The sequence below is a fragment of the Trabulsiella guamensis ATCC 49490 genome (assembly GCF_000734965.1).
GTDB lineage: Bacteria > Pseudomonadota > Gammaproteobacteria > Enterobacterales > Enterobacteriaceae > Trabulsiella > Trabulsiella guamensis.
In genome coordinates, this window is the sequence record NZ_JMTB01000043.1 from 16,498 (window position 1) to 37,169 (window position 20,672).

Here is a 20,672-nt window from a genome sequence, read left to right on the forward strand (position 1 = left end):
CGTTATACCTGACAACTGCATTCTCCGTGTGCTACTGCGCAGCATAAGGTATAATCCCGCCTTTTACATCTGACTAAAAAATATCGACATTGACCATCAATAAACTTTCCGGACGTGAGCTGGCTCCTGATACCACTGAGTATCAGGCACTGTTTGCCCAGACCGAGCTGACCTTACCAACCGATTCATTACTCCGCGATACGCAGGCCCGTTTGCATTATGCGCTGGAGCAGTTCCTCTATCCGCAAGCTATCTCGCCGGTGGTGCTGGTGAAAGCTCCCGAGGAGCCTGAATATCTTAAGCTACTTACCCGGCTGACCGAGAGCCTGCAAGCGCCTGCACAGCCGCTTTGTGGTGTCCATTACGATATCAACCACGGTGTCGTCACACAGCGCCCTGCGGAATCTGCTGACGACAACTTTGCCAGCACTCGCCCGGTCATTTATGCCGACTGGGTCGAGGCCGAGCAGCTTTTTGGCTGTGTGCGTCAGTTCAATGGCGACGTTACTCTGCAGCCAGGCCTGGTGCATCAGGCAAACGGCGGCGTGCTGGTTATCTCGCTGCGCGCGTTGCTGGCGCAACCGCTGCTGTGGATGCGCTTAAAAAACATCGTCACCCGCCAGCGTTTTGACTGGCTGAGTTTCGACGATGCGCGCCCTCTGCCGGTTCACGTGCCGTCTATGCCGCTGTCGTTGAAAGTGATGCTCGTGGGCGAGCGCGATTCGCTGGCGGAATTCCAGGAGATGGAGCCGGAATTCAGCGCTAACGCTATTTATACCGAATTTGAAGAAAACCTGCAGATCATTGATGAAGACTCGCTGCGCCAGTGGTGTCAGTGGGTGTGGCAGATAGCGCGCGACGCCGAACTTCCCGGCCCTGCTGCCGATGCGTGGCCGGTTTTAATCCAGGAAGCCACCCGTTACACCGGCGATCAGGAAACGCTGCCGCTCTGTCCTCTCTGGCTGGGCCGACAGCTGCGTGAGGCGGCTGCCTTTACCGAAGGTAACACGTTCAGTGCCGAACAACTCACTACAATGCTTGAGCAGCGTCAGTGGCGCGAAGGTTTCCTTGCCGAGCGCATGCAGGATGAGATTTTACTTGAGCAGATCCTGATCGAAACGGAAGGCGAACGCGTAGGACAGATTAACGCCCTGTCAGTCATTGAGTTTCCAGGCCATCCGCGCGCATTTGGCGAGCCGTCGCGCATCAGTTGCGTCGTCCATGTCGGTGATGGCGAGTTTACTGATGTCGAGCGCAAGGCGGAGCTGGGCGGCAACATTCACGCCAAAGGGATGCTGATCATGCAGTCGTTCCTGATGGCGGAATTGGGCCTTGAGCAACAGATCCCGTTCTCGGCGTCGATCACCTTCGAACAGTCTTACAGTGAAGTTGATGGCGACAGCGCCTCAATGGCCGAGCTGTGTGCACTGATAAGCGCCCTGTCAGGCGCGCCAGTCAATCAGAGCATTGCGATTACCGGTTCTGTCGATCAGTTCGGTCGCGCGCAGCCTGTCGGCGGCCTGAATGAAAAAATCGAAGGATTCTTTGCTATCTGTAAGCATCGCGATCTGACCGGCAAACAGGGTGTGATCATACCCACAGCGAATGTGCGCCACCTGAGTTTGTCGCAGGAAGTTCGACAAGCGGTTGAAGACGAGCAATTCTTTATCTGGGCGGTCGATGATGTCACCGATGCGTTACCGCTGCTGACGCAATTGCCATGGGACGGCGAAGGCCAGACCACGCTATTACAGACGATTCAGGAGCGTATTGCGCAGGCATCACAGCAGGATGCCCGTCACCGCTATCCGTGGCCGTTGCGCTGGCTGGGCTGGTTCAGTTCTAACTGATCGGACTTGTTCAGCGTACACGTGTTAGCTATCCTGCGTCCCGAACTCAAAATAAGGTTTACTGAAAACATGGTAGATAAACGCGAATCCTATACAAAAGAAGACCTTCTTGCCTCTGGTCGCGGTGAATTGTTTGGTGCAAAAGGCCCACAGTTACCGGCGCCGAATATGCTGATGATGGATCGTGTCGTTAAAATGACCGAAACTGGCGGCAATTTTGATAAGGGCTATGTGGAAGCCGAACTCGACATCAATCCTGACCTGTGGTTCTTCGGGTGCCATTTTATTGGCGATCCGGTGATGCCGGGCTGTCTGGGTCTTGATGCCATGTGGCAGCTGGTGGGTTTTTACCTCGGCTGGCTCGGCGGCGAAGGTAAAGGGCGCGCGCTGGGCGTGGGTGAAGTGAAATTCACCGGCCAGGTTCTGCCGAGCGCGAAGAAAGTCACCTATCGCATTCACTTCAAACGCATCGTTAACCGCCGCCTGATCATGGGGCTGGCAGATGGCGAAGTACTGGTTGATGGCCGTCTGATCTACACGGCCGCAGACCTGAAAGTAGGTCTGTTCCAGGATACTTCAGCGTTCTAATCGTCTTAGCGAATCCCCATTCGCGAATGCCGCAGAAGTATGAAACGGCGAAGCCACCGCGGGGCGGTGGCTTCTTAAAGAGACAGCATCAGGCGATTACTGCCCTGTCTTCCATGGCTTCTCGCCAGCCTCCCAGCCAATGAGACCTTTGATTTAAGGTCTGGTACGGACAGATTTCCTTCGATTTGCCAGCGATGCCAGCCTGGTACCCACGTTGATGTGCTCGTTCCAGGCGATCTCGTTTTTGTCTCTTCATGCCTCGTTTCCCTCATTCTTGTATCTGGTGGAAAAGAAAACAGTGGTCACAAAATATGCGTCCACGTATAACGAATACCCCGAATCAAATGCATCGTCAATGCGCAAAATTCACACCAATGTCATATTTGTGAGCTACTCAGAAGTTCATTTGTACAAAAAATGTGAGCCAGAACAAGTAATCTACTGATGATACAAACAAAAAGGCCGCAACTGATACGCCATCCGTTGCGGCCTTTGCGTGATGAAATTTACTTATGGCATCTGGTTTATCGCCTGAGCGATGACACCGGCTTCCTGACGCCAGGCTTGCCCCAGCAGTTTAACCATCTCATCATAGCCATCCTGCTGCTGCTTCAGCTCAATATGGAAGGGACGCTTGATAAGCTGCCCCTGATGATTGAGCAGCCACTCGCCACTGACGATCACCCGTCCGTCGTAACGGCCATGAAACCCGGTCACCGAAACATTGAGCGTATCCTGATTGTGCCCCAGCGGCTGGGAGGCCACGACACACCCGGGCAACTGACTGCTCAGATTCGCCACCAGCGTCGTCCGAAGCTGCTGATCGAGCGGGCTCGCCCACAGATTATTGCTGGCAATCACATACTGCACATCGCTGGTCTGATAGACCACGCCGTTCCCGGCAAGGTAATCCGGGATAGCGACCTGCTCGACCCACAGCAGACGGTTCCCCTGCGTCGTGGCGCTTTGCGCGCCACTCTGCGCCACTGGCAGCTGATAATAGGTTTTATTTTCACTGCTGCTACAGGCGCTTAACACGCAGATCAGCAAGACCATTAGCCCCTTTTTCATTCTTTCGCCCTCTTCGGCTCTGGATCTTTTTTGTCCTTCGCTTCAAATACCAGTGAGTTGCTCTTCTCATTTAACGTTTTCAGCACCGGCTGCAGTTCGCGTAATACCTGATCGAGACGCTGCATGTCAGCCACCATCTTGTTGTAGGCTGCCGATCCGGGCTGGAAGCCCTGCATGCTGCGGTTCAGCTCACGTAGCGTCTGCTGCATATCCTGCGGCAGTTGCTGCATCGACTGGCTGGCTGTCAGCTTATTGAGATTATCCAGTGTGGTTTGCAACCGGCGCATGGTGCGCTGGCTTTCCGACAAAGTATTTGTCGCCTGCTCCAGCATCGGGTTGAGCGGAAGATTGTTGATCTTGTCGAGCGTATCGACCAGTTTCTGTTGGATCTGTGCCAGACCGCCGCTCACTGTCGGCACAATCTTGTAGCCGCCAAACTCACGCATACCGGTAACCGCAGGTGCTTTCGGGTAGAAATCCATATCCACATATAATGCGCCAGTAACAAGGTTGCCAGTCTTCAGCGAGCCGCGCAGACCGCGCTGAATAAGCTCGTTGATATGTGCACCGATGTCCGGGTTTTCACCAAGCTGGCTGGCCATGCGCTCAGGCTCAATGCGGATCAGAACCGGAATGCGGTAATCGTCATTGAGCGCCTGCCGTAACCCTGGCACGTAGAACGGTACTTTACCCACAGTACCCAGTCGGATACCGCGGAACTCCACCGGTGCTCCCGGCTGCAGGCCACGAATCGAATCTTTGAAGAACATCAGATAATCAATGTGATCGGTATACAACGAATCCTGAATGCTCCGCTGATCGTCATACAGACGGAATTCCGTTTTCTCCCCCACCGGCTGGCCGAGATCAATCCCCTCCGGCACGTCGAAACTGACGCCGCCGCCGAACAGCGTCGACAGCGATCCCATTTCAACACGCATTCCCGCTGCGGTCAGATCCACGGCAATACCGCTGTCTTTCCAGAAACGCACATTACTGGTGACCAGACGATCATTTGGCGCGCTGATAAACAGCTGATAGCTGATTGTCCGCTTCTGCGGATCGAAATTGCTGGTTTCCACCGATCCGACCCGATACCCTCGGAACAACACCGGATCACCCGGGCTGAGTTGCCCGGCTTTTTTACTGTCGAGAATCACGCGAATTCCTTTCGCATCCGGCGGTGCCAGCGGTGGCGCATCCAGTAGCTGATAGCGTTCCAGTTTCCCGCCCTTGTTCCCCGGTTGCAGTTCAAGGTATGCGCCCGAAAGGAGCGTACCAAGACCACTGATACCTTCACGCCCGACCTGCGGTTTCACTACCCAGAATACTGAGTCCTGATGCAGCAACTTTTCCATACCCGAATTGAGACGCGCTTTAATTTCTACATGCGTTAAATCATCCGTCAGGGTCGCGCTTTCCACCACGCCGACATCCACGCTGCGGCTCTTGATGGTGGTTTTCCCCCCTTCAATTCCCTCCGCATTGGTGGTAATCAGCGTCACTTCCGGCCCCTGATGGCTGTAGTGATAAAACAGGATCCACGCGCCAATCAGGGCAGTGACGATGGGGAAGATCCAGACGGGCGACCAGTTCTTTACCTTTTGCACTTTCGCTTCCCCGCGGTTAGTTTCCATGCTCATACAACTCCTCATGGCTGGGTTCTGGCTCACGATCCCACGTCAGGCGAGGATCAAAGGTCATCGCCGAAAACATGGTCATTATCACGACCAGGGCAAACATCAGCGCACCGATGTCCGGATAAATATTCATCAGACCGCCGATTCGCACCAGGGCGGAAAGTACGGCGATGACAAAGACGTCAATCATTGACCAGCGGCCAACAAATTCGACAACTTCATAAATCAGGTGCATACGTTCACAGTCGCGCTTGCCATGACCGTTGGCGTCCCAGCACAGCCAGGCGATGGAGATCATCTTCAGCGTCGGCACCATAATACTGGCGATGAAGATCACCCCCGCCACCGGATACGAACCTTCACTCCACAGCAGAATCACCCCCGCCATGATCGTCGACGGCATTTTGTCGCCGAGCAGATCCGTAATCATGATCGGCAACAGATTCGCCGGCAGATAAAGGATGAAGGAAGTGATAAGCAGCGCCATGGTCCACTGTAAGCTGTTTTTACGCCGGGGGTGCGCTGTCGTCTGGCAGCGAGTACATTCGAGCTGATCAGCGGGCAGAATGGCCGTGCAACAGGGGCAGGAGCGCAACTCCTGCCGCAGTCCGGAAACGCCCACTTTCACCGGAGCCGAAAGCGGAGGCGTCGGCGCGATGTCATCCCACAGCCAGCGGCGATCAACACACTGAAACGCGCGCAACTGCAGAACACAAAACAGACACCACGGAATAAAGCTGCTGCCGATGCCAATATCGCCATAGGCCATCAGCTTGACGAAGCTCACCAGTACCCCCGCAAGGAAAATTTCCGCCATCCCCCAGCTTTTAAGATGAAACAGAATTCTGGCGAGATGGATTTTCAGCTTCAGCGGCATGTGTACCCGGTTCACCAGCAGCAGAATAGTGACCAGACAGAACGCGGGCACCAGTTGCACAAACAGAATAAAAAAGGTCCCGAGGCTGGCATAGTTTTCGGAAAACAGGACGTCCGGGATCTCCAGCAGCTCAATTTCGCTGCCGACTCCCGCCACGTTCATATTTACAAAGGGGAACAGATTAGAAAGCAACAGCATAAACAGCGCCGACAACGCATAGGCGGTGGGACGCTGACGAGGTGCGTCCCACGCTGTTGTTAACGTCGTCCCGCAGCGTGGGCAGGCGGCTTTGTGCCGGTGCTCAAGGTGCGGCAACTCCACCAGCAGATCGCATTGCGGGCACAAGATATGCCGTGCAGCATGATGTTGTTCGCACATGCAGAGTCCTCAGTTACGCGCCGTTTTTCAGTGATTCAAGATATTCCCAGCGTTCGAAGGCCTCTTCGAGGGTTTGCTCCGCCTGCGCCAGTTCGGCCAGTACCTTTTGCGTATGGTCATGGGGCTGGCTGAAAAACGCGGCATCAGCCACCTGGGCCTGTAGCAACTCCAGATTCGCCTCCAGTGTTTCCAGGCGTTGCGGTAGCTGTTCCAGTTCGCGCTGCAGGTTATAGCTTAGTTTGTTCCCGCCGCGTTTCACAATTTCTGCTTTAGGCGCAGCGACTTCCGTCACTTTCTTTTCCACCGGCTGCTTTTGCGCCAGCGATTGCGACTGCTGCCCACGGGCATCATGATAACCGCCGACATACTGGCCAATGCGCCCTTCGCCTTCGAAGATCCAGCATTCTGTCACCGTGTTATCAACAAACTGACGATCGTGGCTGACCAGCAGCACGGTGCCCTGATAGCCATCGATCAGCTCTTCGAGCAGTTCCAGCGTTTCCACATCAAGGTCGTTGGTCGGTTCATCGAGAATCAACAGATTGCTGGGTTTCAGGAACAGACGCGCCAGTAACAGACGGTTGCGTTCCCCGCCCGACAGCGCACGTACCGGCGTCATCGCCCGTTTCGGGTGGAAAAGGAAGTCCTGCAGATAACCAAGCACATGACGCGGTTTACCGTTAACCTGCACTTCCTGTTTACCTTCCGCCAGGTTATCCATCACCGTTTTATCCGGATCCAGCTCCGCACGGTGCTGATCGAAATACGCCACTTCCAGCTTCGTACCCACATGAATGCGACCGCTGTCGGCCTGCAACTGACCGAGCATCAGCTTCAGCAGTGTGGTTTTACCGCAGCCGTTAGGGCCAATCAGTGCAATCTTGTCGCCACGCTGCACCTGAGCGGAGAAATTTTTCACCAGCACTTTGCCATCAACCCGGTAATTCACGTTTTCCATCTCAAACACAATCTTACCGGATCGGGTCGCTTCTTCGACCTGCATTCTGGCGCTGCCCATCACGTCCCGGCGCTCGCTGCGCTCACGACGCATCGCTTTCAGCGCGCGAACACGGCCTTCATTACGGGTACGACGTGCCTTGATACCCTGGCGGATCCACACTTCTTCCTGTGCCAGCTTGCGGTCAAATTCCGCGTTTTGCAGCTCTTCGACGCGCAACGCTTCTTCTTTCTCCAGCAGATACTGGTCGTAATTGCCCGGATACGTCACCAGCGTGCCACGGTCGAGATCGACAATGCGGGTCGCCATGTTGCGAATGAATGAACGGTCATGCGAAATAAAGATGATGGTACCTTTGAACGTTTTCAGGAACCCTTCCAGCCAGTCGATGGTTTCGATGTCTAAATGGTTGGTTGGCTCATCGAGCAGCAGCACGCGCGGGCCGCTGACCAGCGCGCGTCCGAGCGCCGCTTTACGCAACCAGCCACCGGACAGCGATGCAAGCTGCGCGTTAGGATCCAGTTCGAGCTGCGCCAGCACTTCGTTGATCCGGTTTTCCAGTTGCCACAGACCGTGGTGATCGAGCTGTTCCTGGATCCGCGCCATCTCATTGAGGTTCTTATCACTGGCATCGGTCATCACCAGCCGGGAAATATCGTGGTAACGCTTCAGGTAGACCGCCTGCTCTTCGATCCCTTCGGCAACAAAATCGTAGACGCTACCTTCAACATTGCGTGGCGGATCCTGTTGCAGGCGCGACACCACCAGATCCTGTTCATAGACGATGCGACCATCGTCGAGAGCCTGTTCACGGTTGAGAATTTTCATCAGCGTGGATTTGCCCGCGCCGTTGCGCCCGACCAGGCAGACGCGTTCGTTATCTTCGATATGCAGTTCGGCATTATCGAGGAGCGGTGCATCGCTGAATGACAGCAAGGCGCCATGCATACTAATCAGAGACATTCTTTAATTCCTTCAGGCTTCGGTGATCAGCCAGCAGTTGTGGATCTGACGATTGCGGGCAAAGTCCTGAGACTGCGTTTTTTGCGTAATATCCTGAGCTTTCAGCCCCAGCTTCGCCAGACCATCGAGATCCATGCGGAAACCGCGCTTGTTGTTTGAGAACATAATAGTGCCACCCTTGCGTAACAGACGCTTGAGGTCAGTCATCAACCGCAGGTGGTCACGTTGTACGTCGAACGTGTCTTCCATACGCTTTGAGTTGGAGAACGTCGGCGGATCAATGAAGATCAGGTCGAACTGTTCATCAGCGTCTCGCAGCCAGCCGAGAACATCCGCCTGCAGCAGACGATGCGCGCGACCGGTTAAGCCATTCAGGCGCAGGTTGCGTTCCGCCCACTCAAGATAAGTGCGGGACATATCCACCGTCGTTGTACTGCGTGCGCCGCCAAGCCCGGCATGGACGCTGGCGCTGCCGGTATAGGAGAAGAGGTTGAGGAAATCTTTGCCTTTACTCATCTGCCCCAACATGCGGCGGGCAATGCGGTGATCGAGGAACAAACCGGTATCCAGATAATCGGTCAGATTCACCCACAGGCGCGCATTGTACTCGCTGACCTGCATGAAATCGCCCTTTTCACCCATTTTCTGATACTGGTTTTTACCTTTCTGTCGCTCGCGGGTTTTCAGCACCAGCCTGTTCGGCGCAATCCCCAGCACGGAGATGGTTGCGGCGATAACGTCAAAAAGACGCTGACGCGCTTTGTTAGCATCGACGGTTTTCGGCGGAGCATATTCCTGCACCACCACCCAGTCGGCGTAGCGATCCACCGCGACGTTGTATTCCGGCAGGTCTGCGTCGTAAATGCGGTAACATTCGATCCCTTCCTGACGCGCCCATTTATCGAGTTTTTTCAGGTTTTTCTTCAGGCGGTTGGCGAAGTCATCGCCCATGCTGCTCACCGGCGCATCGCCAGTGACTTCCGCCAGATGATAATTTTTTTGCACACAATCCAGCGGCCCGTTTTTCGCTTTGAACTGGCGATCAGCGCGCAGTTGCAGGCAGCTTAACAACTCTGGCGAGGCGCTGAACATCGACAGGTTCCAGCCGCCAAACTGGCTTTTCAGTGTACGGCCGAGCAGGTTGTGCAGCGCAATCAGCGCAGGTTCACTGTCCAGGCGCTCGCCGTACGGCGGATTGCTGATAACCGTGCCGTAGGGCCCTTTCGGCAACGGATTAATGAGCTGTGCGACGTCTTTGACTTCAAATGTGATCAACTCGCCGACACCGGCACGGCGGGCGTTGCTGCGGGCGCGCTCAATAACACGACCATCAATATCCGAGCCATAGAAGCGGGAGTCATAAGCTGCAAGCCCGGCCCGCGCGCGGCTCTGTGCGTCGGATTTCACCGCCTGCCACACCGCCTCGTCATGCTGCGCCCAGCCGCCAAATCCCCAATGACCGCGATGCAGCCCAGGTGCGCGATCAGTTGCCCACATCGCCGCTTCAATCAGCAGCGTCCCGGAACCACACATTGGATCCAGCAGCGGTGTTCCCGGCTGCCAGCCAGAACGCATGACAATCGCCGCCGCCAGGTTTTCTTTGATGGGCGCAAGGCCAGTACCGTCGCGGTAGCCGCGCAGGTGCAGGCCTTCGCCGCTCAGGTCGAGGGAAATACTGGCGGTTTCTTTATTCAGACGGACGTTGATGCGTAAATCAGGGTTTTCGCGATCGACATTCGGGCGCGGCAGGTCCTTACGGGTGAAGCTGTCGACAATCGCGTCTTTTACACGCACGGCACCAAACTGGCTGTTGCGAATCTCATCATTCAGGCCGTTGAAGCTCACTGCGAAGGTCGCGCCAGGGCTGAAAATCTCCGTCCAGTTCACTGCCTGCACGCCGAGATAGAGGTCGAGGTCGCTATATACTTTGCACTCGCCCAGCGGCATCATGATACGTGACGCCAGACGGCTCCACATCAGGCTTTGGTACAGAAGCCGCGTGTCGCCCTGAAAATGGACACCACCCTGAACCACCTGGCAACTGTCGGCGCCAAGTCCTTCCAGTTCAGTTTTTAACAGCTCTTCCAGCCCACGGGCCGTACTGGCAAACAGAGATTTCATATCGTCACTTTTATCAAACAAAATTGTTGCGCATTATAGCCAATCTGCGGCCTATGTCATAAAGTTAAAGGCTTATTTTGGCTTCAGGAAGCGTGTCATGGCGACGTTATCGCGACTTTTTATCCACCCCATCAAATCTATGCGCGGCATCGGCCTGACCCATGCTTTCGCCGACATCAGCGGTATGGCGTTTGATCGTATTTTTATGATTACTGAGCAAGACGGCACTTTTATTACCGCCCGCCAGTTCCCGCAGATGGTCAGATTCACCCCCGCACCGCTGCATGATGGTCTTCACCTCACCGCGCCTGACGGCAGCAGCGCAATCATTCGCTTTGCCGATTTTGCGCCTCAGGCTGCGCCAACGGAAGTGTGGGGGAATCATTTTACCGCCCGCATCGCGCCGACGGCGATTAACCAGTGGCTGAGCGGCTTTTTCAAACGTGACGTGCAGTTACGCTGGGTCGGCCCGGAACTGACCCGGCGTGTGAAAAAACACGAATCTGTGCCCCTCTCTTTCGCCGATGGTTTTCCCTATTTGCTCGCCACCGAAGCTTCGCTGCGTGATTTACAGCAACGCTGCACAGCCAGTGTGAGCATCGAACAGTTTCGCCCGAATCTGGTGGTTACCGGCACGGCGGCCTGGGAAGAAGACACCTGGAAAGTGATCCGCATCGGCGAAGTGGTTTTCGACGTGGCGAAACCCTGTAGCCGCTGTATTTTTACTACCATCAGCCCTGAGCGTGGGCAAAAACACCCTGCCGGGGAACCGCTGCGCACGCTACAGACCTTCCGTACCGCGCTGGATAACGGCGATGTCGATTTTGGTCAAAACCTGATTGCCCGTAACAGTGGCGTGATTCGCGTGGGCGACAGCGTCGAAGTACTGGCGACCAAACCGGCACGACTTTATGGGGCCGGACGGGCAGACGAGTCGCTGACACCAGAGAAGCAGGCAGACGCTGTGCTTGATATCGAATGGCAGGGGGAGACGTTCACCGGCAACAATCAGCAAATTTTGCTGGAACAGCTGGAACAACAGGGAATTCGTATCCCTTACTCGTGCCGGGCGGGAATTTGCGGAAGCTGCCGGATAACGCTGCTGGACGGGGAAGTCACGCCGCTGAAGAAAAATGCGGTCGGAAAGGACGGCACCATTTTGTGCTGTAGCTGTGTACCCAGAACCGCGCTGCGGTTGGGCAATTAAACGGCCTGAACGAGGGTATAATCCGTGATTACCGGTTGCGGCTGTAACCGGTCATTCATCACTTTAATGGCATCGCCAAGCTGCATCGTGCGCCCGGCCAACGTTAAACCCGGCTGGGCCAGCAGACAAAGCGCGGCATTCTCACCCGGCTCTACCACCAGCAACGTTACCTGCTGACCGCTGTCGCTCAGCCAGACACAGGCGGCATCGCCGAGAGTCGGCTGCCAGTGTGAATCGTGGGCGGTAAAGTGCCAGCTTTTCGGCATTTGCGGTTTCAGAAAGCGAATAGCCACCAGCGCATTTAAAATCAATTCGGCGCGATGTTCTTTAGAAAGGTCGAACTGACGGCACTTCTCTTCAAAGGAAAAATAAAGCGCAGCGTCATCCACGCAAAAGCCCGAAGGACAAAACGCATCCGGGGTTAACATCCGGCGGGCAAAACGCGAACGAAACAACATACCATTGGCTAAATCAAGCATCATTCGGTCATGCTCTTCATCAAAATACCAACGCCAGTTATCATCAGGTTTAATTCGCATATTCTTCTCCATCCGCGTTAGCATCCCTGTTTTGCCAACTTGCTTTTCCGTTTCCGCTTCGCTTAATTTGTCTCAATGTAATGAAAGACTAAAATGTTTAAATAAGCAACAATGAAGGAATATAAAACAACCAGGGCTGGAAATAAAGCCCTGGAAGAAAGTATTGGTCAAAAAGAGGATAAAAAATCAGATGTGAGTAACGATTTCTTTAATCAGCGGCGGGCCTTTAAAAATAAAGCCCGAATAAATCTGAACCAGCGTAGCGCCAGCCGCTATCTTCTCGCGTGCCGCAATCACCGAATCAATACCGCCGACACCAATAATCGGCAAGCGGCCATTTAATTCCGCTGACAGTTGACGAATAATTTCGGTGCTCTTTAATTGCAACGGACGACCACTGAGGCCTCCGGTTTCATCACAATGTTTCATTCCCTGGACAAGGGATCGATCCAGCGTGGTGTTTGTCGCAATAACCCCATCGATATTATGACGAACTAAACTGTCGGCCACCTGGATCAATTCCTCAGAAGAAAGATCCGGGGCGATCTTCACCGCCACAGGAACATATTTATGATGCTTTGCCTGCAGTTCATTCTGTTTATTTTTAATACCAGAAAGAAGATCGTCCAGGGCATCACCATATTGTAGCGTACGCAGGCCTGGAGTATTCGGCGACGAGATATTAATCGCAATATATCCGGCATAGGCGTAGACTTTTTCCATGCAAATCAGATAGTCATCTTTACCTTGTTCAACCGGCGTATCTTTATTTTTGCCGATATTGATCCCGAGAATTCCGTCGAAATGGGCTTTTTTGACATTCTCGATCAGATTATCCACCCCAAGATTATTAAAGCCCATCCTGTTGATCAGACCTTCGGCATCCACCAGACGGAAGATCCTCGGTTTGTCATTACCTGGCTGCGGGCGCGGCGTTACTGTGCCAATCTCGATCGAACCAAATCCCATGGCGCCCAGCGCATCGATGCATTCGCCATTCTTATCAAGACCGGCAGCCAGGCCCAACGGGTTTTTAAATGTCAGGCCCATGCACGAGACCGGCTTCGCAGGCACTTTCTGGCGGACCAGTGCTTCCAGCGGTGTTCCCGTTACACGGCGTAATTGTTGGAATGTTAATTCATGAGCGCGCTCAGGATCGAGCTGAAACAGGGCTTTACGAACGAAAGGGTAGTACATGAACTCTCCTGGATTCCCGGTGTGCAAACCGGGGGCGTATTATCTTCGATCCGGCGATGAAAGGGAATTGACCTGCGACAAAAAAGCGCAATGAAAACGCAAACGTTTTCTTAATAGTCATTTTTCGGCAAACCAGTGCCGGATAAATCATTTAGTAATCCCTCCCCTCTCTGCGATAAATGTTATCAATGTTAGATAAAAGCAAACATTTGGTTATATAGGAGGGATTATGCGGCGAGTGATTACGCTGGCGGGAAGTCCACGCTATCCGTCACGCTCCAGTGCGTTACTGGAATATGCGCGGGAAAAACTCTCCCACGCCGATATCGAAGTCTGCCACTGGCATCTGCAAAACTTCGAACCGGAAGATTTGCTCTATGCCCGTTTTGACAGTCCGGCGCTACAAACGCTTCTCGAACAACTCGCTGGCGCGGATGGGATCATCGTCGCCACGCCAGTATATAAAGCCTCTTTTTCCGGCGCCCTGAAAACACTGCTGGACCTGCTGCCTGAACGGGCGCTGGAAGGCAAAGTCGTTCTGCCTGTCGCTACCGGCGGCACCATTGCACATATGCTGGCGGTCGATTACGCACTGAAACCGGTACTGAACGCACTGAAAGCGCAGGAGATCCTGCACGGCGTTTTTGCCGATGACAGCCAGGTTATCGACTATCAACACCAGCCCCGCTTTACCCCGAATCTGCAACGCCGTCTCGACAGTGCGCTGGATACCTTCTGGCAGGCGCTGCAACGTCGCGAACCAGCCTTCCAGCCGCGACAACAAGGAGTTGCCCATGCGTGATCTGTTTAACTGGCGAATACAGACGCTGGCGCTGACCGGCCTGCTCACGCTTTCGGCCTGGAGCCTGGCCGCAGAACCCGCACCAGATGCACTGCGCATTGGCTATCAAAAAGGCAGCGTCAGTATGGTGCTGGCGAAAAGCCATCAGTTTCTGGAAAAGCGCTATCCGGATACCAACATCTCGTGGGTGGAATTCCCGGCAGGACCGCAGATGCTGGAAGCACTGAATGTCGGTAGCATCGATCTTGGCAGCACTGGCGATATTCCGCCGATCTTCGCGCAGGCGGCGGGCGCGGATCTGGTGTATGTCGGTGTTGAACCGGCAAAGCCAAAAGCGGAAGTGATTCTGGTGCCGGAAAACAGCGCCATTAAAACGGTTGCCGATCTGAAAGGCCACAAAGTGGCGTTTCAGAAAGGCTCCAGCTCGCACAACCTGTTGCTGCGTGCGCTCCAGCAGGCGGGACTTAAGTTCACCGATATTCAGCCGGTCTACCTGACACCTGCCGATGCCCGCGCCGCATTCCAGCAGAATAATGTCGATGCCTGGGCTATCTGGGATCCCTACTATTCTGCGGCCCTGTTACAGGGTGGCGTTCGGGTGCTGAAAGACGGTACTTCGCTCAAGCAGACCGGCTCTTTCTACCTCGCCGCACGTCCGTATGCCGAAAAAAATGGCGCGTTTATTCAGGGCGTGCTGGAAACCTTCAGCCAGGCCGATGCCTTAACCCAAAGCCATCGTCAGCAGAGCATTACGCTACTGGCAAAAACCATGGGGTTACCTGAACCGGTGATCGCCAGCTATCTGGATCATCGGCCGCCGACGGTGATCGCCCCGGTCACTGAACCCATCGCAGTGCTGCAACAACAAACGGCCGATCTGTTTTACGAAAACCACCTGGTGCCGAAGAAGATCGACATCCGCACCCGCATCTGGCACCCCAGTTCTCAACAAGGAGCGAAATCATGAGCCTGAATCTGTTCTGGTTTTTACCGACGCACGGTGATGGTCACTATCTTGGCAGCGACGAGGGCGCACGCCCGGTGGATCACGGGTATCTGCAGCAGATAGCGCAGGCCGCCGACAGGATTGGTTTTACCGGCGTGCTGATCCCGACCGGACGCTCCTGCGAAGACGCATGGCTGGTCGCCGCTTCGATGATCCCCGTTACACAGCGACTGAAATTTCTCGTGGCACTGCGACCGAGCGTGATCTCCCCGACGGTCGCGGCGCGCCAGGCGGCCACGCTGGATCGTCTGTCCAATGGTCGCGCGTTGTTTAACCTGGTGACCGGCAGCGATCCGCAGGAACTGGCGGGCGACGGCGTTTTCCTCGATCACACCGCGCGCTATGAAGCCTCTGCTGAATTTACCCATATCTGGCGTCGGCTGCTGGAAGGAGAAACTGTCGATTTTGACGGCAAATACCAGCGCGTACGCGGCGCGAAACTGCTCTTTCCGCCCGTGCAACAGCCACGTCCACCGCTCTATTTTGGCGGCTCCTCTGATGTGGCGCAGGATCTGGCTGCTGAGCAGGTTGATCTCTATCTGACATGGGGTGAACCGCCAGAGCAGGTGAAAGAGAAAATTGCCCAGGTGCAGGAAAAAGCCGCGCGTCACGGGCGACAGGTTCGCTTTGGCATTCGCCTGCATGTGATTGTGCGGGAGACAAATGAAGAAGCCTGGCGCGACGCAGATCGGCTGATCTCCCGTCTCGACGATGAGATCATCGCCAGAGCGCAGGCCGCCTTCGCGCAGACCGATTCGGTGGGTCAGCATCGTATGGCGGCGCTGCATAATGGTCGTCGCGAAAATCTGGAAATCAGCCCTAACCTGTGGGCTGGTGTTGGTCTGGTCCGCGGCGGCGCCGGTACCGCGCTGGTAGGCGATGGTCCGACAGTGGCTGCACGCATTAACGAATATGCTGCGCTAGGGATCGACAGTTTTATTTTGTCCGGCTATCCACATCTGGAAGAGGCATACAAGGTGGGCGAGCTGTTGTTCCCGCATCTGGATGTCGCCATCCCTGAGGTGCCGAAGTCTGTCACGTTGCAACAGCAGGGCGAAGCCGTCGCCAATGCCTTTATTCCCCGCAAAGCGGCACAAAGCTAAGGAGCGCATCATGGCTTCCACATCCCATACCCTGCTGCGGCGCATCGCTCCGTGGCTGCTGCCCGCCGGGATCGTCATCCTCTGGCAAATTGCCTCTTCAACTGGCTGGCTCTCCACACGTATTCTGCCTTCCCCGGAAGGCGTGGTGGAGGCATTCTGGTCGTTGTCCGCCAGTGGCGAACTATGGCAGCATCTGGCGATCAGCTCCTGGCGCGCGCTGATTGGTTTTTCCATTGGCGGATCGATTGGCCTGACGCTGGGGCTTATCAGCGGGCTGTCCCGCTGGGGCGAGCGGCTGCTGGATACCTCCATTCAGATGCTGCGCAACGTACCGCATCTGGCGCTGATACCGCTGGTCATTCTGTGGTTTGGCATTGATGAGAGCGCCAAAATTTTCCTCGTGGCGCTGGGAACGTTGTTTCCGATTTACATCAACACCTGGCACGGGATCCGCAATATCGATCGTGGACTGGTGGAGATGGCGCGCAGCTATGGACTCTCCGGTTTTGCACTGTTCCGGCATGTGATCCTGCCTGGCGCCCTGCCCTCGATTATGGTTGGCGTGCGCTTTGCCCTCGGCCTGATGTGGCTGACGCTGATCGTCGCGGAAACCATCTCGGCTAACGCCGGGATCGGCTATCTGGCAATGAACGCACGTGAGTTTTTACAAACCGATGTGGTGGTGGTTGCCATCATTCTCTACGCCCTGCTGGGCAAGCTTGCTGACGTCAGCGCGCAGGGGCTGGAACGCCTCTGGCTGCGCTGGAACCCGGCCTATACGTCGAAGGAGGCAAACGCATGAATACCGCTCGCTTAAATCAGGGGACGCCGCTACTGCTGAGCGGCGTCACCAAACGCTACGGCGAAAACACCATACTCAATGCCCTCGACCTGCATATTCCCGCCGGACAATTTGTTGCCGTTGTCGGGCGCAGTGGTGGCGGCAAGAGTACGCTGCTGCGCCTGCTTGCCGGTCTGGAAGCCCCCAATGGCGGTGAGGTGCTGGCGGGAAATACGCCGCTTGCCGATATTCAGGACGACACCCGGCTGATGTTCCAGGACGCCCGCCTGCTGCCGTGGAAAACGATCATCGACAACGTGGGGCTCGGGCTTAAAGGCCACTGGCGGGAGGCAGCGCGGCAGGCGCTGGCATCGGTCGGGCTGGAGAGCCGTGCCGGTGAGTGGCCTGCAGCGTTGTCCGGTGGGCAAAAGCAACGTGTGGCACTGGCACGCGCGCTGATCCATCGCCCCGGTCTGTTGTTGCTGGATGAACCGCTGGGTGCGCTGGATGCGTTAACCCGCATCGAAATGCAGGACTTAATTGAATCGCTGTGGCAGGAACAGGGGTTTACGGTGCTGCTGGTGACGCACGACGTCAGCGAGGCAGTTGCCATGGCCGATCGAGTATTGCTTATCGAAGAGGGTAAGATCGGTCTGGATCTGCCAATAGATATTCCGCGTCCGCGGCGTGTCGGTTCAGCCCGGCTGGCAGAGCTGGAAGCGGAAGTGCTGGATCGGGTAATGAAGCGGAGTTCAAATGAACTGCCTGCCAGAAAACACGGATAAACAAGCCGGGCAAGCGTAGTGCTGCCCGGCTTTTTATATCAGGCCAGCGCTTTGGTGATCTTCTCGAACAGATCGCCGGAGAGATTCTCCAGCCCTTTTAGCTGTTCCAGCGCGGCTCGCATCTTCTCCTGACGTTTCACATCGTAACGTTTCAGGCGAATCAACGGCTCAATCAGGCGCGATGCTACCTGCGGGTTGCGACTGTTGAGTTCGGTGAGCATTTCCACGAGGAACTGGTATCCGCTGCCATCTTCTGCATGGAATGCCGCCGGGTTACTGCCCGCAAAGGCGCCAATCAGCGAACGAATACGGTTCGGGTTGCTGAGGCTGAACGAGCGGTGTTTCAGCAGACGTCGCACGGTCTCCAGCACATTACTGGCCGGGCTGGTAGCCTGCAGGATGAACCATTTGTCCATCACCAGACCATCCTGATGCCACTTATCATCGTACTCCTGCATCAGCACATCACGGCACGGCAGTTGCGCGGCAACCGCTGACGCCAGCGCCGCCAGCGCATCAGTCATGTTGTCAGCATGATGGTACTGCTCACGTACCAGCCTGTCGGCCAGTTCTGTTTCACCAAACGCCAGATAACGCAGGCAGGTATTGCGCAGTGAGCGCTTGCCGATGTCGGCATGTTCCACGCGATAGCTGTCGAGCGCACTGGCGTTGTAAACAGCGAAGAACTCATCCGCCAGTTCGTTGGCCAGTGTTCGCGTCAGCGCTTCGCGCACGGTGGCGATGGCAATCGGATCAATGATATCAAACAGCTCAGCAATCTCACTGGCTGACGGCAGTGTGAGGATTTCCGCCGCCAGCGCCGGATCGATCTTCTCATCAAGCAGAATGGCGCGGAAAGCGTCGGCGACATGCACCGGCAGCGACAGCGGCTGCCCCTGCTGATGACGAGCCACATTCAGCTTGATGTAGGTCGCCAGCAGGCTTTGCGCCGCGTCCCAGCGGGAGAAATCATTGCGCGCGTGACGCATCAGGAACGTCAGTTGTTGATCGCTCCATTTATATTCCAGTTTCACTGGCGCGGAGAATTCGCGCAGCAGTGATGGTACCGGCTGGAAATAGACGTTATCAAACACGAACGTCTGTTCCGCCTGGGTGACATTCAGCACATGATGCACCGGATGGCCGCCCTTCAGCAGCGGGATGACTTTGCCTTCGTTATCGTACAGTTCGATATCAAACGGAATATGCAGCGGCTGCTTTTCCGGTTGATCCGGCGTGGCAGGCGTGCGCTGTTTGATGGTCAGCGTGTACTGCTCGGTTTCCGGGTTGTAGTCATCATGCACAGTCACCACTGGCGTACCAGACTGGCTGTACCAGCGACGGAAATGGGAGAGATCGACGTTTGACGCGTCTTCCATTGCCTGTACGAAATCATCACAGGTGGCGGCGCTGCCGTCATGGCGTTCAAAATAGAGCTGCATCCCTTTCTGGAAATTCGTTTCTCCGAGCAGGGTGTGCATCATGCGGATCACTTCTGCGCCCTTTTCGTACACCGTCAGGGTATAGAAGTTGTTCATTTCGATAACCATGTCCGGGCGGATCGGATGCGCCATCGGGCTGGCATCTTCGGCGAACTGCATCCCGCGCATGGTGCGAACGTTGTTGATGCGGTTGACCGCACGGGAACCGAGATCGGAGCTGAACTCCTGATCGCGGAACACGGTCAGGCCCTCTTTCAGGCTGAGCTGGAACCAGTCGCGACAGGTGACGCGGTTACCGGTCCAGTTATGGAAATATTCGTGACCGATAACGCGTTCAATATCGAGGTAGTCTTTGTCGGTCGCGGTATCGGTGCGGGCCAGCACGTATTTGGAGTTAAAAATGTTCAGCCCTTTGTTTTCCATTGCTCCCATGTTGAAGAAGTCGACAGCGACAATCATATAAATATCGAGATCATATTCGAGGCCGAAGCGTTCTTCGTCCCACTTCATGGAGTTTTGCAGGGACGTCATCGCCCACGGCGCGCGGTCAAGATTACCGCGGTCAACGTACAGTTCCAGCGCCACTTCACGCCCGGAACGGGTGGTGAAGGTGTCTCGTAGTACGTCGAAATCCCCGGCCACCAGCGCAAACAGATAGCACGGTTTCGGGAATGGATCCTGCCATTGTACCCAGTGACGACCGTTTTCCAGCTCGCCCTGTGCAATGCGGTTGCCGTTGGAAAGCAGGTACGGATATTTGTTTTTATCGGCGATAACTTTGGTCGTGAATCGCGCCAGCACATCAGGACGATCAAGATACCAGGTAATATGACGAAAACCTTCCGCTTCGCACTGCGTGCAGAGCGCTTCGCCGGACTGATACAACCCTTCCAGTGCAGTATTGGCGGACGGGCTGATTTCGTTGACGATGCGCAGCGTGAATCGCTCCGGCAAAGCGGAAATCACCAGTTGGTTATTCTCTTCTTTATAATCAGTCCACGGCTGGTCGTTCACATGAATGGAAACCAGTGTTAAATCTTCGCCATCAAGACGCAGAGGCACATCAGAAGACGCAGCATGCCGGGATACCTGGCTTTCTGCCGTCACCACGGTTCTGGCGGCGTCCAGGTCAAAGGTCAAGTCAATATCGCTAATCTGGTAATCCGGCGCACGGTAGTCGTGGCGGTATTTGGCTTGGGGCTGTTGTGTCATAAAAAACCTTTAGCATCTTTGTAAAGTATCGACTCCAGTCTATTCCTGTTGTGACAATCTCGCTACGCAGAATGTTCATCTTTTCAGGGCCAAACACGCTAATTGCTACATTCACATAACATTGAGGCACGAAATGCGCTCGACCAGAGCAT

Annotated in this window: 17 protein-coding genes; 8 read left to right on the plus strand and 9 right to left on the minus strand. The window is 55.3% G+C overall.

Features of this window, described 5'->3' with window-relative positions; genetic code table 11:
- The first annotated feature begins 89 nt into the window (after positions 1 to 89).
- Both GTGU_RS05055 and fabA read left to right on the plus strand, forming a co-directional pair.
- Positions 90 to 1,850 carry an AAA family ATPase gene (locus tag GTGU_RS05055; protein ID WP_038154648.1) on the plus strand — a complete coding sequence of 587 codons (1,761 nt, stop codon included), beginning with the start codon at positions 90 to 92 and terminating at the stop codon, positions 1,848 to 1,850.
- 69 nt (positions 1,851 to 1,919) lie between these two features.
- A complete protein-coding gene (gene fabA / locus GTGU_RS05060) occupies positions 1,920 to 2,438 on the plus strand; it encodes a bifunctional 3-hydroxydecanoyl-ACP dehydratase/trans-2-decenoyl-ACP isomerase (protein ID WP_038154650.1) in 519 nt (172 codons plus the stop codon).
- 88 nt (positions 2,439 to 2,526) lie between these two features.
- Here the strand turns inward: fabA and rmf are convergent, their stop codons facing one another.
- From rmf to rlmKL, 6 genes are all read right to left on the minus strand, one after another.
- Positions 2,527 to 2,694 (minus strand): ribosome modulation factor, encoded by a 168-nt coding sequence (gene rmf / locus GTGU_RS24320; RefSeq protein ID WP_054179110.1) that lies wholly within the window; start codon positions 2,692 to 2,694, stop codon positions 2,527 to 2,529.
- Positions 2,695 to 2,948: 254 nt separating this feature from the next.
- Complete coding sequence (gene pqiC, locus GTGU_RS05065; protein WP_038154651.1) at positions 2,949 to 3,509, minus strand: membrane integrity-associated transporter subunit PqiC; 561 nt, start codon at positions 3,507 to 3,509, stop codon at positions 2,949 to 2,951.
- A complete protein-coding gene (pqiB, locus tag GTGU_RS05070) occupies positions 3,506 to 5,146 on the minus strand; it encodes an intermembrane transport protein PqiB (RefSeq protein ID WP_038154799.1) in 1,641 nt (546 codons plus the stop codon). The genes pqiC and pqiB overlap by 4 nt, the downstream gene beginning before the upstream one ends.
- On the minus strand, positions 5,136 to 6,404 hold the full coding sequence (gene pqiA, locus GTGU_RS05075) for a membrane integrity-associated transporter subunit PqiA (protein ID WP_038154652.1): 1,269 nt from the start codon (positions 6,402 to 6,404) through the stop codon (positions 5,136 to 5,138). The genes pqiB and pqiA overlap by 11 nt, the downstream gene beginning before the upstream one ends.
- A gap of 13 nt (positions 6,405 to 6,417) precedes the next feature.
- A complete protein-coding gene (locus tag GTGU_RS05080) occupies positions 6,418 to 8,325 on the minus strand; it encodes an ABC transporter ATP-binding protein (protein ID WP_038154653.1) in 1,908 nt (635 codons plus the stop codon).
- Between the two features lie 12 nt (positions 8,326 to 8,337).
- Positions 8,338 to 10,446 (minus strand): bifunctional 23S rRNA (guanine(2069)-N(7))-methyltransferase RlmK/23S rRNA (guanine(2445)-N(2))-methyltransferase RlmL, encoded by a 2,109-nt coding sequence (rlmKL, locus tag GTGU_RS05085; protein WP_038154800.1) that lies wholly within the window; start codon positions 10,444 to 10,446, stop codon positions 8,338 to 8,340.
- Positions 10,447 to 10,543: 97 nt separating this feature from the next.
- On the opposite strand from rlmKL, the gene GTGU_RS05090 reads away from it, so the two are divergent.
- Positions 10,544 to 11,653, plus strand: coding sequence for a YcbX family protein (locus GTGU_RS05090; RefSeq protein WP_038154654.1), 1,110 nt, complete (start codon positions 10,544 to 10,546; stop codon positions 11,651 to 11,653).
- Here the strand turns inward: GTGU_RS05090 and zapC are convergent.
- Together zapC and pyrD are read right to left on the minus strand one after the other, a co-directional pair.
- Complete coding sequence (gene zapC, locus GTGU_RS05095; RefSeq protein WP_038154655.1) at positions 11,650 to 12,192, minus strand: cell division protein ZapC; 543 nt, start codon at positions 12,190 to 12,192, stop codon at positions 11,650 to 11,652. The two genes, GTGU_RS05090 and zapC, sit on opposite strands and share 4 nt — an antisense overlap.
- A 186-nt stretch (positions 12,193 to 12,378) precedes the next feature.
- Positions 12,379 to 13,389 carry a quinone-dependent dihydroorotate dehydrogenase gene (gene pyrD / locus GTGU_RS05100; protein WP_038154656.1) on the minus strand — a complete coding sequence of 337 codons (1,011 nt, stop codon included), beginning with the start codon at positions 13,387 to 13,389 and terminating at the stop codon, positions 12,379 to 12,381.
- Between the two features lie 229 nt (positions 13,390 to 13,618).
- Between pyrD and ssuE the strand changes: the two genes are divergently transcribed.
- From ssuE to ssuB, 5 genes are read left to right on the plus strand one after another with little or no spacing between them, the layout of a single operon-like run.
- Entirely contained in the window at positions 13,619 to 14,191 is a 573-nt protein-coding gene (ssuE, locus tag GTGU_RS05105) for an NADPH-dependent FMN reductase (RefSeq protein ID WP_038154657.1), read from the plus strand.
- Entirely contained in the window at positions 14,184 to 15,158 is a 975-nt protein-coding gene (locus tag GTGU_RS05110; RefSeq protein ID WP_038154658.1) for a sulfonate ABC transporter substrate-binding protein, read from the plus strand. The genes ssuE and GTGU_RS05110 overlap by 8 nt, the downstream gene beginning before the upstream one ends.
- A complete protein-coding gene (ssuD, locus tag GTGU_RS05115; RefSeq protein WP_038154659.1) occupies positions 15,155 to 16,300 on the plus strand; it encodes an FMNH2-dependent alkanesulfonate monooxygenase in 1,146 nt (381 codons plus the stop codon). The genes GTGU_RS05110 and ssuD overlap by 4 nt, the downstream gene beginning before the upstream one ends.
- A 10-nt stretch (positions 16,301 to 16,310) precedes the next feature.
- Positions 16,311 to 17,102, plus strand: coding sequence for an aliphatic sulfonate ABC transporter permease SsuC (gene ssuC / locus GTGU_RS05120; protein WP_038154660.1), 792 nt, complete (start codon positions 16,311 to 16,313; stop codon positions 17,100 to 17,102).
- Positions 17,099 to 17,866 carry an aliphatic sulfonates ABC transporter ATP-binding protein gene (gene ssuB, locus GTGU_RS05125; RefSeq protein ID WP_038154661.1) on the plus strand — a complete coding sequence of 256 codons (768 nt, stop codon included), beginning with the start codon at positions 17,099 to 17,101 and terminating at the stop codon, positions 17,864 to 17,866. Before ssuC ends, ssuB begins: the two co-directional genes overlap by 4 nt.
- A gap of 38 nt (positions 17,867 to 17,904) precedes the next feature.
- Here ssuB and pepN read toward each other — a convergent pair whose 3' ends face one another.
- Positions 17,905 to 20,520 carry an aminopeptidase N gene (gene pepN / locus GTGU_RS05130; protein WP_038154662.1) on the minus strand — a complete coding sequence of 872 codons (2,616 nt, stop codon included), beginning with the start codon at positions 20,518 to 20,520 and terminating at the stop codon, positions 17,905 to 17,907.
- Between the last annotated feature and the right edge of the window lie 152 nt (positions 20,521 to 20,672).

Bases quoted from the DNA above. Each gene is read 5' to 3' on its own strand.
- pyrD (WP_038154656.1), bottom strand. From the start codon at position 13,389: ATGTACTACCCTTTCGTTCGTAAAGCCCTGTTTCAGCTCGATCCTGAG.
- rmf (WP_054179110.1), bottom strand. From the start codon at position 2,694: ATGAAGAGACAAAAACGAGATCGCCTGGAACGAGCACATCAACGTGGG.
- ssuE (WP_038154657.1), top strand. From the start codon at position 13,619: ATGCGGCGAGTGATTACGCTGGCGGGAAGTCCACGCTATCCGTCACGC.
- ssuC (WP_038154660.1), top strand. From the start codon at position 16,311: ATGGCTTCCACATCCCATACCCTGCTGCGGCGCATCGCTCCGTGGCTG.
- ssuD (WP_038154659.1), top strand. From the start codon at position 15,155: ATGAGCCTGAATCTGTTCTGGTTTTTACCGACGCACGGTGATGGTCAC.
- pqiA (WP_038154652.1), bottom strand. From the start codon at position 6,404: ATGTGCGAACAACATCATGCTGCACGGCATATCTTGTGCCCGCAATGC.
- GTGU_RS05080 (WP_038154653.1), bottom strand. From the start codon at position 8,325: ATGTCTCTGATTAGTATGCATGGCGCCTTGCTGTCATTCAGCGATGCA.
- GTGU_RS05110 (WP_038154658.1), top strand. From the start codon at position 14,184: ATGCGTGATCTGTTTAACTGGCGAATACAGACGCTGGCGCTGACCGGC.
- pepN (WP_038154662.1), bottom strand. From the start codon at position 20,520: ATGACACAACAGCCCCAAGCCAAATACCGCCACGACTACCGTGCGCCG.
- GTGU_RS05090 (WP_038154654.1), top strand. From the start codon at position 10,544: ATGGCGACGTTATCGCGACTTTTTATCCACCCCATCAAATCTATGCGC.
- zapC (WP_038154655.1), bottom strand. From the start codon at position 12,192: ATGCGAATTAAACCTGATGATAACTGGCGTTGGTATTTTGATGAAGAG.
- rlmKL (WP_038154800.1), bottom strand. From the start codon at position 10,446: ATGAAATCTCTGTTTGCCAGTACGGCCCGTGGGCTGGAAGAGCTGTTA.
- ssuB (WP_038154661.1), top strand. From the start codon at position 17,099: ATGAATACCGCTCGCTTAAATCAGGGGACGCCGCTACTGCTGAGCGGC.
- fabA (WP_038154650.1), top strand. From the start codon at position 1,920: ATGGTAGATAAACGCGAATCCTATACAAAAGAAGACCTTCTTGCCTCT.
- pqiB (WP_038154799.1), bottom strand. From the start codon at position 5,146: ATGGAAACTAACCGCGGGGAAGCGAAAGTGCAAAAGGTAAAGAACTGG.
- pqiC (WP_038154651.1), bottom strand. From the start codon at position 3,509: ATGAAAAAGGGGCTAATGGTCTTGCTGATCTGCGTGTTAAGCGCCTGT.